The organism is Gordonia sp. 852002-50816_SCH5313054-c (genome assembly GCF_001665925.1).
Lineage (GTDB): Bacteria > Actinomycetota > Actinomycetes > Mycobacteriales > Mycobacteriaceae > Gordonia > Gordonia jacobaea.
The window spans coordinates 13,807-29,254 of record NZ_LZTE01000051.1 but is presented as its reverse complement, the minus strand read 5'-3'; the positions used below and the strand labels follow the sequence as shown (position 1 = coordinate 29,254).

At 65.5% G+C, this 15,448-nt stretch carries 9 protein-coding genes; 2 read left to right on the top strand and 7 right to left on the bottom strand.

Annotation, left to right across the window (positions count from 1 at the left end; genetic code table 11):
- Positions 1 to 9: 9 nt before the first annotated feature.
- A complete protein-coding gene (locus A5788_RS11800; RefSeq protein ID WP_064867638.1) occupies positions 10 to 1,113 on the bottom strand; it encodes an NAD(P)H-dependent amine dehydrogenase family protein in 1,104 nt (367 codons plus the stop codon).
- Positions 1,114 to 1,272: 159 nt separating this feature from the next.
- Here A5788_RS11800 and A5788_RS11795 point away from each other — a divergent pair, with 159 nt between their 5' ends.
- Complete coding sequence (locus A5788_RS11795) at positions 1,273 to 2,007, top strand: glucose 1-dehydrogenase (RefSeq protein ID WP_049700667.1); 735 nt, start codon at positions 1,273 to 1,275, stop codon at positions 2,005 to 2,007.
- Between the two features lie 10 nt (positions 2,008 to 2,017).
- Here the strand turns inward: A5788_RS11795 and A5788_RS11790 are convergent, their stop codons facing one another.
- The 4 genes from A5788_RS11790 to A5788_RS11775 all read right to left on the bottom strand — a co-directional run bounded on the left by A5788_RS11790 (position 2,018) and on the right by A5788_RS11775 (position 6,217).
- Positions 2,018 to 2,986: an arsenic resistance protein gene (locus A5788_RS11790; protein ID WP_064867636.1), complete on the bottom strand. Its 969-nt coding sequence runs from the start codon at positions 2,984 to 2,986 to the stop codon at positions 2,018 to 2,020.
- 62 nt (positions 2,987 to 3,048) lie between these two features.
- Entirely contained in the window at positions 3,049 to 3,681 is a 633-nt protein-coding gene (gene upp, locus A5788_RS11785) for a uracil phosphoribosyltransferase (RefSeq protein ID WP_049700665.1), read from the bottom strand.
- A 26-nt stretch (positions 3,682 to 3,707) separates the two neighbouring features.
- The gene (locus A5788_RS11780) at positions 3,708 to 4,937 is read right to left on the bottom strand and encodes a URC4/urg3 family protein (RefSeq protein ID WP_064867634.1); all 1,230 of its coding nucleotides are present in this window, start codon (positions 4,935 to 4,937) and stop codon (positions 3,708 to 3,710) included.
- Positions 4,934 to 6,217 (bottom strand): GTP cyclohydrolase II, encoded by a 1,284-nt coding sequence (locus A5788_RS11775; RefSeq protein ID WP_049700751.1) that lies wholly within the window; start codon positions 6,215 to 6,217, stop codon positions 4,934 to 4,936. The genes A5788_RS11780 and A5788_RS11775 overlap by 4 nt, the downstream gene beginning before the upstream one ends.
- A gap of 470 nt (positions 6,218 to 6,687) precedes the next feature.
- Between A5788_RS11775 and A5788_RS11770 the strand changes: the two genes are divergently transcribed.
- Entirely contained in the window at positions 6,688 to 7,254 is a 567-nt protein-coding gene (locus A5788_RS11770; RefSeq protein WP_064867631.1) for an FBP domain-containing protein, read from the top strand.
- Between the two features lie 99 nt (positions 7,255 to 7,353).
- Here the strand turns inward: A5788_RS11770 and A5788_RS11765 are convergent, their stop codons facing one another.
- On the bottom strand, positions 7,354 to 12,894 hold the full coding sequence (locus A5788_RS11765; RefSeq protein ID WP_064867629.1) for an ATP-binding protein: 5,541 nt from the start codon (positions 12,892 to 12,894) through the stop codon (positions 7,354 to 7,356).
- 290 nt (positions 12,895 to 13,184) lie between these two features.
- Positions 13,185 to 15,416 carry a catalase/peroxidase HPI gene (gene katG, locus A5788_RS11760; RefSeq protein WP_064867627.1) on the bottom strand — a complete coding sequence of 744 codons (2,232 nt, stop codon included), beginning with the start codon at positions 15,414 to 15,416 and terminating at the stop codon, positions 13,185 to 13,187.
- Positions 15,417 to 15,448 lie beyond the last annotated feature (32 nt).

The following is a 15,448-nucleotide window of genomic DNA, read 5'->3' as shown; positions in this document are numbered from 1 at the left end:
GGGGTCAACTTACCGGAGGCCATCCTCGCCGGTCGGGGCGCCTGTGGCGAACACGCCGTTACCGGTCACCAGTGGGAGATCGAGTGTTGTGCGGATACCTGCGGGGGCGTCGTGGACGGCCGGGATCGCGTTCACGATCCGTCCCATGGCGGCCACGATCGCGGCGTGGTTGTGGTCGCCCTTCGCGCTCGTCGGCATGATGTCGACGCGGTACGACGGTTCGCCGACGATCTCGACGCGATAGCACCCGCCCGGTTGTGACGGCCGCGCCCAGTCGGGCCGCAGATCGTCGCGTAGCCGCGTGACGTGTTCGATCACGACGGCTTCGCGCCCAGCGGACATCCCGATGATCTCGAAACGCACGGCGGCTCGGGTACCTTTCTCCACCACCCCCGCCGCGATCTCGAATTCCTCTGGTGCGGGCTCACTTTCGTGGTGCTCGACGACCTCGTCGATGGTGATGCCGAGTCCGGCGGCGAGGATCTGCATCGTCGTGCCCCACGCGAGCCCGAGGATTCCGGGGAGGAAAAGCATGGGCGTCTCGTCGAGCGGCTTGCCGAAACCCATCACGTCGAACATGACCTCGGCGCCGTCGTAGGTCGCGTAGTCGGCGATCTCCATGCACCGGACCTGCTCGATCCGCTGACAGGTACCCGCGAAGACGAACGGGATGAGGTCGTTGGCGAATCCGGGATCGACGCCGGTGATGAACACGCTCGCGTCGTTGTCGTGGGCGGCTTTCTCGAGTTTGGCGATCGCCTTGTCCGGCATGACGCCCCAGGGATACTGCAGTCCGCCGGGCGCCGAGCCGACGACGTCGATGCCCGCCGAGACGATCGCGAGAATGTCGTTGAACGCTTCGATCGGGCGTGTGTCGCCCATGGCGCAGTAGACGACGACGTCCGGTGAACCTTCGATGATCGACTCCAGATCGCCGACGGCCACGACGCCGGTGGCGCTGTCACCTCCTGCCAGGATTCCGGCGTCGACGCCTACCTTGTCCGGGTTGTTGACGCAGACACCGACGAGATCGAACCGGTCGTCGTCGATGAGTTGGGTCAGCGCGAGTCTGCCCGCGTTTCCGGTGCCGACGAGAGCCACCCTGATCGTCATGTGCCGATGCCTCCTCGCTGTGTGAACCTCTGTCAGTGGTGAAAGTCAGGCAGGGGTGAACATCTGTCCGGACTGATGTCCATATGAGTAGAACACGGAACGACGCAGATAGGTAGAACGTGTTCTCATTTGGCCTCCGAGCAGGTACCGTGTGTCGCCATGGGACGTGTTGACGGCAAGGTTGCGATCATTACCGGCGGTGCCCGCGGCATGGGTGCGGAGCACGCGAGGGCACTCGTCGCAGAGGGTGGGAAGGTCGTGATCGGCGACATTCTCGACGACGAGGGCAAAGCGCTCGCCGCCGCGATCGGAGACTCGGCACGCTACGTGCACCTCGACGTCACGTCACCGGAGGACTGGCAGGCGGCGGTCGCCGCGGCGGTCGACGACTTCGGCAAGGTCAACGTTCTGGTGAACAACGCTGGCATCGTCAACGGGTCGACGGTCCAGAAGTTTCGCCTCGACAAGTGGAAGCAGATCATCGATGTCAACCTGACGGGCACCTTCCTCGGAATCCAGTCGGTAGCGGATCCGATGATCGCTGCCGGCGGCGGATCGATCATCAACGTGTCGTCTGTGGAGGGGCTCCGTGGAAGTCCGTGGGCGCACGGTTACGTCGCGTCGAAGTGGGGTGTTCGTGGCCTGGCGAAGTCGGCCGCTCTCGAACTCGCGCCACACAATGTGAGGGTCAACTCGATCCATCCCGGCCTCATCAGGACGCCGATGACTGAGGGTCTGCCCGAGGACATGGTCAAGGTGCCTCTCGGCCGTGCAGCGGATTCGAGCGAGGTGTCGACCTTTGTGGTCTTCCTCGCCAGTGACGAGTCGTCGTATGCGACGGGCGCCGAATTCGTCATGGACGGCGGGCTTTCCGCCGACGTGCCGCACAAATAGCGAGGGCGGGTCAGCGGTCGCGGATCATCCGCGGGATGAGTTGCACGAACACCACCATCCCGACCAGTTCGACGGCCGTTTGCGCCACCACTGCGGTGGCCGCGAGGTCGGCCCCCTCGTTCAGCGACAGGGCAAGGGGTAAGACCACCAACGAGTTTCGTGTCGCGCCGGAGAATGCGACGGCGCGCGTCGATCCGGTGTCGAGACCGAGGAGTCGTCCTACCGCCCATCCGATCAACGGCATCACCATGAGGAACACGACGTAGATCCACAGCGCGCCTGCCACCGTCGAGAAGTCTGAACCCAGACGCGCCACCTGCGACGCGGCGACGAGCGCCAGAACCAACGCCATCATCGGGACCATGGCCACATCGAGTCGACGGACCAGCGATTCGCGTGTCGAACTGTTGCGTGTCCACAACTGAACGCCCCAGGCGCACAGCAGCGGAATGACGATCAGGAAGATGAACGCTGACACGAACGGCGCCGGGTCGATTGCGCCGAGGGAGGCGCCGCCGCCGATAATCGCGAGATAGGCCGGTAACAACAGGAATTGGGCGATCAGCAACAGCGGGGTCGCTGCCAGCAGTCGGTCGCTGCGCGCTCCCGCGAGTCCGCTGAACACGATGACGTAGTCGACGCACGGACAGAGCAACACGATCAGCATCCCGAGGCGAACGGGATCGGAGTCGGGCATGACCAGAGTCAACAGCGCGACCACCGCGGGGACGGCCACGAAGTTCACGGCGACGAGCGCGAGAAGAAAGCGCCAGTCCCGCCACGCCGTAGCCAATCCCGACACCGGTACTTGAAGAAACGTGAGGAACAACAGCGCCGCCAGCGCCGGCGTCACCAAATACTCTGCGGCACCGCTGGTCTGCGGCAACGCCAGCCCGACGAGGCCACCGAGGGCGAACGCGCACAGGTACACAGCGACCTGGTGGCGCTCGAGCGACGCACCTATCGCGGAAGCCTGCATGCGGTTATTCTCCCCAACGCAGTGCGCCGCCCGGCGGGCACCCTACGGCGGGTGGGTTGTGCCTACTGGGTTCCGAAGATCCGGTCGCCGGCGTCGCCGAGCCCGGGAAGGATGTAGCCGTCGTCGTTGAGCTCACGGTCGACGGCAGCCGTGTACACGGGGACGTCGGGGTGTGCGTCGTGGAGCGCGGCGAGTCCCTCGGGACAGGTGAGGAGGCACACGAATCGGATCGAGCGTGGCTGATACTCCTTCAGCCGGTCGACCGCCGCGACCGCCGAGTGGCCTGTCGCGAGGAGGGGATCGACGATGACGACGTCGCGTTCGGCGAGTTCCTTGGGCATCTTGAAGTAGTACTCGACGGCGATGTGCGTCTTCGGATCTCGATACAGCCCGATGTGACCGATGCGTGCGCCGGGCACCACGCTCAACATGCCGTCCGCGATCGACGTCCCTGCCCGCAGGATCGACGCGAAGACGAGCTTCTTGCCGTCGATCACCCGGCCGGTCGTCACCTCCATCGGCGTCTCGACCTTGATCTCGTGCATCGGGATGTCGGCGAGGACGTCGTAGGCCATCAGAGTCGAGATCTCGTCGAGGAGGCGTCGAAAATCGTTGGTAGAGGTCTCTTTCTGACGCATCAAGGTGAGTTTGTGCTCGACCAGCGGGTGATCGATGACGTGAACCGTGCCGCCCATGTGTGCTCTTCTCGTTCTTCGGACGGTCAGAAGACCGTGCCGTCGCTGATGATGGTCAGGGGTGGAAGTCCTTGTCGCCGTTGCGCGGCGGCCTCGCGACCCGCAGCCCAGGTGCCGCCTTCGAGAATGCACGCGAGGGGAGTGGTGGCGGGGTCGAGTCCGAGTTCGGCGCAGACGAGTGGCGCCAATTCATCGAGCAGCGCCACGGTCAGCGCGCGCCACTCGACGATGAACTCATCGTCGACCTGCCATTCGCGCGTCGACCAGTCGGCCGGAATCGGGACGAGGACTCCTGTGTCGAGGAGCAGACCCCCGTTGCGGTATTCGGGCAGCGCGGTCAGATACCCGAGTCCCGTGACGGTGATTCCCTCGTCGCCGAACGGTTCGAGCAACGAGTACGAAAGCCACTGCGACAGCTTGTGGAACGGCATCCATCCGGCGGTGACGCCGTCGCCGCCGACGTCGCTGTGCCGCCAGCAGTCTCCGAGTGGGCGATCGTCGATTCGATTGGCAGAGGGCCAGATCGGCGCGAAGTACGTGAGCAGTAGTTCGAGGATGTCTGCTGCGCGAACACCATCGGAGCCGCTTGTCAGCACAGTCCCCAGTCCGCCGGGGCGGCCGTCCTCGCCGAAGACGCCCGGCGTCGCCTCCAGCACGTCGGCGAGTTCGTGGAGCAGCCCGAGGCGTCCCTCGACGCCGACGAGCGGATTGTCGGCGTTCACCTGGAACGCCTGCGCGAGCCGGTCAGCGGTCAGCGCACGCAGACTTGCTGCGTCGACGCGCAGTGGATCCTCGTCCACGCCGGAGAACAGACCATCGGTGAACGCGTGGAAACTCGCGACGCCGAGTCCCTCCGACCGCGTGAGGCGGATGCCGGTGCCGGGCTCGTCGAAGTGCCAGTGCGGACCCGCGCCCGCGTCGAGCAACACGCTCACGACGGCGAGGTCGATGCGCGTGCTGATCCGTTCAGCCACAGTCAAAGCGCTCATCCGCTGCGCCAGCCCGGCGACCCTGTCGACTCCCGCGGCCTCGAAGTGGCGCCATCGGCTGTGGAACGGAACGTCGAGGTCGGGGTAGCGCGCGCGTGTGACATCGGCGACGAGGCCGACAGTCGTCCCGATGGCATCGTCGTCGACGGTGAACCACTCCGATTGGCCCTCGCGTGCGCGGGTGAGAAGTGTTGTCGCTCGGTCGCGGATGGTGTCGGTGCTGTGCAGGGTCGCGAGGGGATCGACGACCGTGTCCGTCGCCCTCATGTGGTCAGACCCCGACCTTTCGCCTTACGCAGTTCGTCGGCGTCCGGGATCACGCCACTCGTGAAGTAGCCGGCGGCGGTCTTCGCGTCGATCTCCACGCGCGCGTCGTCGGGAATCAAGTAGTCGGGGAGGTCGACACGTTCTCCGACGGCGATCCCGGACCCGGTGATCGCGTCGTACTTCATATTGCTCATCGAGACGAGCCGGTCGATCTTCGTGATGCCGAACCAGTGCAAGACGTCGGGCATCAGCTCCTGGAAGCGCATGTCCTGGACTCCCGCAACGCATTCCGTGCGTGCGAAGTATTGGTCGGCGGTGTCGCCGCCCACCTGTCGCTTGCGCGCGTTGTAGACGAGGAACTTCGTCACCTCGCCCAACGCCCGACCTTCCTTGCGCGAGTACGCAACCAGACCGACGCCGCCGTTCTGCGCTCCGAGGATGCACTCCTCGATCGCATGGGTGAGGTAGGGGCGGCAGGTGCAGATGTCGGAGCCGAACACATCCGACCCATTACATTCGTCGTGCACGCGTGCGGTGAGCTCGACGGTCGGGTCTGCGAGATCGCGTGGGTTGCCGAAGATGTACACGGTCTGGCCGCCGATGGGCGGAAGGAACACGTCGAGGTCGGAACGCGTGACCAACTCGGGGTACATGCCACCGGTTTCCTCGAACAGAACACGACGCAATTCCGTTTCACTACAACCGAATCGCTTGGCGACACCGGGCAGGTACCACACCGGTTCGACTGCGGCCTTCGTCACAAGTGCGGCACCGTTGGGCAGCAGGGTCTCGTTGTCGGGGACCAAGCGTCCCTTCGCGATCGCGTCGGCGATCTCGGGGAGGATGACGTGAGCCTTGGTGATGGCGATGGTCGGCCGGACGTCGTATCCGGCGGCAAGCTGATCGGGAAACGAGTCGGCGATCGTCGCGCCCCAGGGGTCGATGCTGACGATGGCTTCGGGGTCGCTCCACTGCGGGTAGGGGCCGACCACGTCGGTGGGCGAGGTGTTGGTGAGGTCGGCGCGGTGCTCGCGCGAGAGTGCCCCGCTCGCCACCGCCAATGCCCGATACACGCTGTACGAGCCCGAATGAGTGCCGACGACGTTGCGGTGTCCACGCGTCGTGGTGGTCGCGATGACGGGACCACGCGCTGCCGCGGTCGGTGCGCCCCAGGTGATCGACGGCGCGTCGACTCCGCCGCTGTGTGACGTCAATCTGATGTGACCGGGCAGACGTTGCCCAGAAGTCGGTCTGGCGTGTGCGCCGGAGTCGGTTGACACGGTGCGCTCCTTCCGCGGATGGCCCCGGCGTCGCGGGTCGGAGCCACCGTGAGGTCGCGCCGGCGCGTCGGGAAACCGCCAGCATAGCCACAACCAGAGCCTGCCGCCGGGCGAGCGATGACCGTTCGATTCGCTTACCGCGTTGACGACGAGACGCGGTCGACGGCAGACTCGAGTGCGTGTCTGCACCATCTGTCCGCCTCGTGCGGCGTGAGGAGGTTGTCGGCGTGCACGCCGACAACAGATAGCCGTCTGCGCTGACCGCGCGCTCGCCGTGATCGGTGAGGGCGTGATCGTCCATACGCCAATCCGGCCGTCCTCTCTACTTCGTGCCGTCACCAACGCTCCACGGTTTCCAAGACTCCACGGTTTCCAAGATTCCGAGGTTTCCAGGATTCCGAGGTTTCCAGGATTCCGAGGTTCTCAGGTTTCCAGGGCGGCACGCCACTCACGAAACAGGTGAATTCACCATGCGACAACTCTCCGAAAAACAACTGCGCGCTTCCCTCGTCAATGCCTCGGTACGGGAACGTAAGGAACTCCATCTACCCGCCGAGTTCGACACGCTCGACTGGGATCGGCTCGAATATCTCGGTTGGCGTGATCCCAAGACGCCGACCATCGGCTACCTGGTCGTCGATCTCTCCGACGTCTCTGAAGTCCCCGACGCTGCCGATGTATCTGAAGCTTCCGAGGTATCTGACTCCGATACCGCGGCCGGTCTCGTCGGCCTGCGTCTGCGGGCGGGCGTGGTGCCGCCACGCACACGTGTGCTGTGCGCGCTGTGTGAAGACGTCTCGATCCCGAACGAGGTCCTGCTGTTCACGGCGCGGCGCGTGGGCAAGGCCGGTCGCCGCGGCGACACGATCGGCACACTGATCTGCTCGCACTTCGAGTGTTCACGCAACGTCCACCGGTTGCCGTCCTCGGCGATGGCCGGTCAGGATCGGGAAGCTGTGCGGCTCAACAGGATCGACAATCTACGCGACCGTGTTCGACGCTTCGTCGTGCGTGCCGGAGCCGACGAGATCGCCTAGCGCGCGGGCGCGACGAGACAGAGCGCGGGGCCGGGATCGGAGAGTGTTTCTCTGATCCCGGCCCCGCGCCGTCGGTTATCGATGTATCCCGAGTCGGTGCTACGACTCCGAACTCGTGCCGACCTGCTCAGTGCCGACCTGCTGGGGCTCGGCAGCCTCATGACGACGGTGCGACCATGTCGAATTCGCCTCGATCGCGGCGATGATCCGCGGACGCAGTTCGGCGGCGTCGATGACGGCGTCCACAGAACCGACCTCGACAGCGCGTCGGATGCTGTGCACGGCGTCGAACTCGGCGGCGACAGCATTGATCGTCTCGGCCCGCACGGACTGACGCACATCGGCCAGTTCTGCGCTCAGCGCCGAACGGTCCGAGCCGGAAGCCTCCGCCAACCGTGCCTCGATGTCGCGCACACGCGGGTCGGCGTCGACTCTCTTGTTGACGTCGCCCGCGAACACCACGGCCGCGGCGGGAGCGCCACCGAGCACGGAGGCGAATGAGCCGTCGATCGCCAACACCGTCATGTTCGGATTGAGCGCCTTGGAGAACACGACGAACGCTCCGCCGTGATACCGCGAGATGACGCAGAAGACGATCGGGCCGCGGAAGTTGACGATCGCGCGTCCGATCTCAGCCCCGTACTCGAGCTGAAGTTTGCGCATCGACTCCGGCGAACCGTCGAATCCGGAGAGGTTGGCGAGCACCACGAGCGGACGATTGCCGCTCGCCGAATTGATTGCTCGCGCAGCCTTTTTCGACGACTGTGGGAACAACGTGCCCGCCGTGTAGGTGTCCGGCCCGTCGGTCGGGGTGTAGCCACGGCGCGATACCTCGCGCGATTCGATCCCGAGTAGGCACACCGGGATTCCGCCGAGATGCACGTCGGAAACCACGGCGGTCTCGGCGTCGGCCATTCCGGCCCACCGTTCAAGGACCTGATGATCCTGGTCGGCGACGGCGCGGATGACCGTCCGGATGTCGAACGGCTTCTTGCGGTCGGGATTCATCTCCTTGGAGAAGATCTGTCCGACGGTGGTGAAGTCGCTGCCCGCAAGAACGTGCGGGTAGTCGGAGACGTCGCGGTCGACCGGGTCGGTCGTGATGAGGCGTCGAGGAGTCAGTTCACCGGGCATCACGTAGGTGTGGTCGTAGTGCGCCATCAGCACGTCGCGTGCGGCCCCGAGGTTCGGGGCCCAGTACTGAGCCTGGCCGTTGGGACCCATGACCCGGTCGTAGCCGCCGATGCCGAAGTTGTCTTCCGCGGAGACACCGCCCGAGAAGTCCAGCGACTGCTTACCGGTCAGCACCATGGCCGACTCCGGGGTCATCACGAGGATGCCCTTGGTGTGCATCAGCATGGTCGCCTCTGCGTTCCAGTACGGCTGGGCTCCGACGTTGATGCCTGCGACGACGATGTTGATCTCACCGCCATCCTGGGTGAACTCGACGACCCGCTTCAGTGCGCGCGCCACCCAGTCCATGTTCTCGGTGCCCGAATCCATCGAGATGCGCGCGCCGGATGAGAGGGCGTACCACTCGAGGGGGACCTTCATCTCCTCGGCGAGGTCGAGTGCCGCGATCACCCGCGCACACTCGGGTTCCGACAGTGCACCAAGCGATTTCGTCGGGTCGCCGAGCAACACGACGCGGGTGATGCCCTGCGGATACTTCTCGGTCGGCGTCGTCACGACGCCCGCGACGATCGCTGCGGTGTTGCGTCCCTTCGGGCGCTGTACCGGTACGAGTCGCTGCTCGGCGTCGAGGTCGTACTCCCGGAAGTCGCCGAGCAGGCCGGTCAACTCGTACGGGTAGACCGTGTTGCGTCGAGCGGCGCTGAGGACCTTTTGACGGTATTCGTCGACGGGCTCGATCGGCTCGGCAGATGGTTCTCCCACCGAGACGTCGAATCCACCTGTCGCGTTGACAGAGAAGCGAATGGAGACCTTGCGCAGTTCGCCGGTGTCGCGGTCGCGGCGTCGGGCGATCAGCTGCACTTCTTCGAGCCCGACGTCGGCGGTCGTACCGCGGATGTGGTCGGCGATCGTGGCCAGATCGTCCGCGGAAGCGTCGACAGGTGGCCACACGTACATGACGATTCGGTTGGTGTTGACCGCACGCTTCTGGCCACGCTTGGCGCGACGAATCGAGTCGGCGCAGGAGGCGAGCACAGTCTCGGCCGTGGGCAGCGACAGCAATCGACCGTCGTTTTCGCGCAGCGAACTCAGGTCGCGTACCTGCGCGAAGGCGACCAGCCTGTCGTCGGCTGGGTTCTCCTTCGCGACGGCGCGGAACAGGTAGATCTCCTCGTCGTCTGCCGAGGGCAGCCTCGTCAGGTCGAACTTGCGGAGCCGCTCCATGCGCATCCGCTGCGCGATGTAGGGATGCAGACCACGGATCAGTCGTTCCTCGACCATGCCGGTGGCCGACGGCCGGAACGTGAAGTGGTGATGCATCACAGCGGTGCCGCGTCCGGCGACGGTGAACGTGACGCGTTGCACCTGGCCGGGCATCGGTGCCGCCGCGACGATCTCGTGCAATGCCGCGGCCATGGTGTCGAAGTCGTCCGGCTGGTCTTCCCAGCTGACGTAGATGTCGGCTGCGATCGACGCACTGGTACGCGCCAACTCGATGAGTCCGCTTGCCGCAGAAGCCAATTCGTCGAACGGCACCGCTGCCGAGACGACGCTGGCGCCGTCGCGTGCGGCGACGACGAACGTTGTGCCGCGTGCGGTCTGCGTGGTGATGACGTCGACACCCTTGTTGCCGTAGTAGCGGCGGGTGAGTACTTCGAGCATGACGGTGTTGTCGGTGCCGCTGCGCTGAATGCGTTGTCCCAGAAGGCGAACCAGAGGCTCGGTGCTTCGCACCATGTCGGCGATGCGCTCACTGCGGTCGGCGGCATCGGGGTTCTCGTCGAGGTACTTGAGGTGCTTGCGCACGTTCGTGTAGACGCGTGCACGGTCGCGCAGGAGCATCGCCTGGCCGTACCAGGCATAGATCACACCGCGTGCGAGGTCGGCAATCGCGGGGAAGCGCACCTGTGTCGCGGCCACGATCCGATCCAGCGCGAAACCGATGTCCTCGCGCAACTCGTCGCGCGGTGTCGGCTCATTGAGCCACTCACGCAACAGCGTGGTGATGACGGTGACCGATGCACCAGGATTCTGCAGCGTCAGGAAGATGCGGAAGACCGCGGCTTCGAGTTCCGGTGAGCGGTCGAGTTCGGTGACCCCGTAGTGGCGCAGCGCCAGCCGTAGCTGGTCGTGGAACGCTTCGGGGAGACCGTCACGCTCCACGTCGAGGCTCTGCAGATACGTGTGGAAGTTCTCGCGTGAGCTGTGCACATGCTCGAACCCAGGATTGAGGCCCAACGGCGGACGCTTCTGGCTCAGTTCGGCGAGATCGGCGAAGACCGTGAGCAGTTCGAGTTCATCCCCGATGGGGCGTCGACCAGAAGCACGGACTTCACGCCGCACGCTGAGGTAGTCGTCGAGGAGTCGCGATCGGTCGTGCGGGTCGACGTCGTACCCGAGGAGCTGACTGCGCAGATCTTCCTGGGTGCGAGTGGTCCTGACGTCCGGGTCGACGTTGTCGAGAGCCGCGGGTAGCTCGAGTTCGACGCTCTCGGCGGGCTCTTGGGCGGCATCGGCATCGTCCTCGGCGTCGACGATCGGTTCGAGGCGCATCAACGTCGCGCCGGTCTCGACCTGGGAGCCGACCGACACGGTGCACTCCTTGAGTCGCGAGCGCACGGGTGCGCGCAGCACGGTCTCCATCTTCATGCTCTCGAGAACGAGCACGGGTGCGCCGGCCTCGACCTCGTCGCCGACTGCCAACGGAGTGGCGACGACGAGTGCAGGAGCAGGGGAGCGCACAACGCCGCCCTCGTCGCGGCTGACGCGGTGGGCGACGCCATCGACGTCGATGAGGTGAGTTGGGCCGTGCGTGTCTGTGACGAGGCGGTAGCGGACCCCGTTGAGCACCATCTGTGCCGTGTGCTCGTCGAAGCGCTCGATGTCGACGTCCGCGGTGTAGGTGTCGGTACCCGATTCGATCGACACACGGAAGCGGCTCGCGCCGATCCGGGCGACACGTACCCGGTATCCGACGCCGCGCAGTTTCAAGTCGAGCGGTCGACCGCTCTCGTGCTGCACCTGTGGGCGTCCGCCCGACGCCGTCGACAGCAGGCGCTGACGTTCGACGGCTTCCTCCTCCTCGTAGCTGTCGATCGCGGCGGCGATCAGCGCGATCGCCGAGTGGCGGTTGACGACGAGTCCGTTCTCGGCGCGGACGCGGTCGATCCAGCCGGTGTCGGCGCTTCCGTCGATGACCGCGGGCTGCCCGAGTAGCTCGAGGACGAAACTCTTGTTGGTCGCACCACCCTCGATGACGACGCGCGTCTCGCTCATGGCGCGACGCAGACGGCCGAGGGCCTCGTTGCGGTTGGCGCCGTAGGCGATGATCTTGGCGATCATCGAGTCGAAATCAGCGGGGATCGTGTCGCCCTCACTGACTCCGGTGTCGACGCGGATGCCGGGACCGGCGGGGAGTTCGAGTCGGGAGATGCGGCCGGGTGCCGGTGCGAAGTCACGGTCCGGATCCTCGGCATTGAGGCGCGCCTCGATGGCGTGGCCGCGCTCAGCCGGAGGCTCGCCTTCGAGGCGGCCGCCCGACGCGACGTGAAGTTGTGCGCGGACCAGATCGATTCCCGTCGTGCACTCGGTGATCGGGTGCTCCACCTGCAGGCGGGTATTGACTTCGAGGAAGGCGAAGAGCTGCTCGCCCGGGTGGTAGAGGAATTCGACGGTTGCGGCGCCCCGGTATCCGACAGCGACGGCGAGACGCTCAGCGGATGCCTTGAGATCGGCGACCTGTTCTGGTGCGAGAACCGGCGATGCCGACTCCTCGATGATCTTCTGGTTGCGGCGCTGTACCGAGCAGTCGCGGACGCCGAGCGCCCATGCGGTGCCCTGGCCGTCGGCGATGACCTGGACCTCGACGTGGCGGGCTCCGGTGACGAGTCGTTCGAGGAAGACGACGCCGCTGCCGAAGGCGCGGGCGGCTTCGTCGCGCGTGCGGTCGAAGGCGTCGCGGAGTTCGTCGTCGCTGGTGATGACGCGGATACCGCGGCCTCCACCGCCTGCGGTCGCCTTGAGCATCAGCGGGTACCCGATCGACGCTGCGGCCTCGAGCGCGTCGTCGATGGTGTCCACGGACCCGCGGCTCCACGGGGCGACCGGAACACCGACTTCTTCGGCGATCAGCTTTGCGCCGATCTTGTCGCCGAGTTTGCGCATCGCCTCGGCGGACGGGCCGATGAAGGTGACGCCGATGCGGTCGCACAGTTCGGCGAAGAGCGGATCCTCTGCGACGAATCCCCAGCCGACCCATGCGGCGTCGGCGCCGGTCTCGAGCAAGGCGTGCTCGAGCACCTTGAGGTTCAGGTAGGGGCGGTCGGCTGCCGCTCCCAGGTTGTACGCGATGTCGGCTTCGCGGACGAATGTGGCGTTGCGGTCGACGTCGGTGTGCAGGGCTACGACTTCGATGGGCTGACCGGTCTCGGCAGACAATCCGCGGACGGCGTGGATGAGCCGCATCGCGGCCTCACCTCGGTTCACGATGGCAATGCGCGTGAACATCACCGACTCCCTTCTCTTCTGGAACTGCTCGTCGGCAGCGCCCCCGCTCGCCGTGCGAAGCACGAAACTTCGCGGATGTGGGCCCACGTGTGCGTCACGCCCATGCGGACGCACGCGTGACTGCAAAAACTTGCGGCCCCGGACGATTGTGTCGAATCGTTGCGCTACGCGCGAGTACGGGGGAGTGACTCGACGTGTCGGGCAATGGCGTAAGACTACGTGGGCTGCCACACACACCGATGCACCCCGTGGAGTGTGTCCACGAGGTGCATCGGTGGTGATCGGTCGAATCAGTGCAGGTCGTAGCGGTCTAGTTCCATGACCTTGGCCCACGCGGCGACGAAGTCGTCGACGAATTTCTGCTTCGAGTCGTCCTCGGCGTAGACCTCGGCGAGCGCACGCAGATCGGAGTTCGAACCGAAGGCCAGATCGACCCGCGAACCCGTCCACTTCTGCTCGCCCGACTCACGATCGACCGCGACGTAGGTGCCGTCGTCTGCCGGCGATGCCGACCATTCGACATCCATGTCGGTGATGTTGACGAAGAAGTCGTTCGTCAACGTGCCCGGCTTGGTCGTCAGCACTCCGAGCGAGGAGTTCTTGTGGTTGGCGCCGAGTACGCGTAGACCACCGACGAGCACCGTCATCTCCGGCGGCGACAGGGTCAGGAGGTTGGCCTTGTCGACGAGGTTGTACTCCGCGGGCAGCTCGTTGCCCTTGCCCTCGTAGTTTCGGAATCCGTCGTAGCGGGGCTCGAGGTAGGCGAACGACTCCTGGTCGGTCTGCCCCTGCGTCGCGTCGGTGCGGCCTGGGGTGAACGGGACCGTCACCGTGACGCCGGCATCCTTCGCCGCCTTCTCGATCGCCGCGGCTCCGCCGAGCACCACGAGATCGGCGAACGACACCTTGGTGCCGGGCTCGGAGTTGAACTGCTCGGCGACGAGTTCCAGTTTGCTGATCACCTGCGCGAGCTCGTCGGGCTCACTGGATTCCCAGCCGAGCTGCGGCTGCAAGCGCAGCCGTCCGCCGTTCGCGCCTCCGCGGTAGTCGCTGCCACGGAACGTCGACGCCGCCTTCCATGCCGTGGACACGAGCTGCGGCACGGTGAGACCGGTTTCGAGGATCGCGGACTTCAGGCTGTCGGCGTCGGCGTCGGAGAGCAGCGGTCCCTCGGCAGCGGGGACGTTGTCCTGCCAGATGTAGGTTTCCGACGGCACGAGCGGCCCGCGGTAGCGAATGGCAGGTCCCATGTCGCGGTGGAGGAGCTTGAACCACGCTTTCGCGAACTCGTCGGCGAGTTCTTCTGGATGGTCGAGCCAACGCCGGGTGATCTCCCCGTAGATCGGGTCGAATCGCATCGTCAGGTCGGTGGTCAGCATCGACGGGTGGGTCTTGCCGTCGCCCTGGGCCACGGGCACCGAATTGGCCCAGCCGCCGTCCTTCGGTCGCCACTGGTTGGCGCCCGCGGGGCTCTTGAAGAGTTCCCACTCATTGCCGTACAGGATCTCGAGGAAGCTGTTGTCCCACTTGGTCGGCGTGTGGGTCCATGTCACCTCGAGACCACTGGTGACCGTGTCGTTGCCGACGCCGGTGCCCTGCGGATTCTTCCAACCAAGACCCATCTGCTCGATCGGTGAGGCTTCGGGCTCAGGGCCGAGGAGTTCGGCGTCGCCGTTGCCGTGCGTCTTGCCGAAGGTGTGACCGCCGACGATCAGCGCTGCGGTCTCGACGTCGTTCATGGCCATGCGGCCGAACGTCTCGCGAATATCGGCTGCGGCCGCGAGGTAGTCCGGAACACCCTCCGGGCCTTCGGGATTCACGTAGATGAGACCCATGGTGGTTGCGCCCAGCGGCTCTTCGAGTTCGCGCTTGCCGCCCTGGTAGCGCAGGTTGGTGCCCAACCACACCGACTCGGCACCCCAATAGACCTCGTCTGCTTCCCACTCGTCGGGACGCCCGAAGGCGAATCCCTTGGTCGGCAGACCCATGTCCTCGATCGCGACGTTTCCGGCCAGGACCAGGAGATCGGCCCACGACAGTGCCTTGCCGTACTTCTTCTTCACCGGCCACAGGAGTCGTCGTGCCTTGTCGAGGCTCACGTTGTCGGGCCAGCTGTTCAGAGGAGCGAAACGCTGCATTCCGGTTCCGGCGCCGCCACGGCCGTCCTCGACGCGGTAGGTGCCCGCGGCGTGCCACGACATTCGGATGAAGAAGGGGCCGTAGTGACCGAAGTCGGCGGGCCACCACGACTTCGAGTCCTTCATGACGTCTTTGAGGTCGCCGACGAGCGCCTCGACGTCGAGGTCGGCGAGCGCGGCGTCGTAGTCGAAGTCGGGTTCGCGGGGACGAATGACCTGCGGATTGTGCGCGAGCACACGCAGATTCAGCTTGTCCGGCCACCATTGCTGATTGCCGCCGCCTTCGACCGGTGGGCGGATGTGCATCGGACAACCTGATTCGGCAGGTTCGGTCTGTGCCTCACCGATGGGGGGAGCTTCGGGGGCTGACTTCTCTTCAGACACTGTCTTCCTTCCGGTAAGTGGAGATTCGGGCT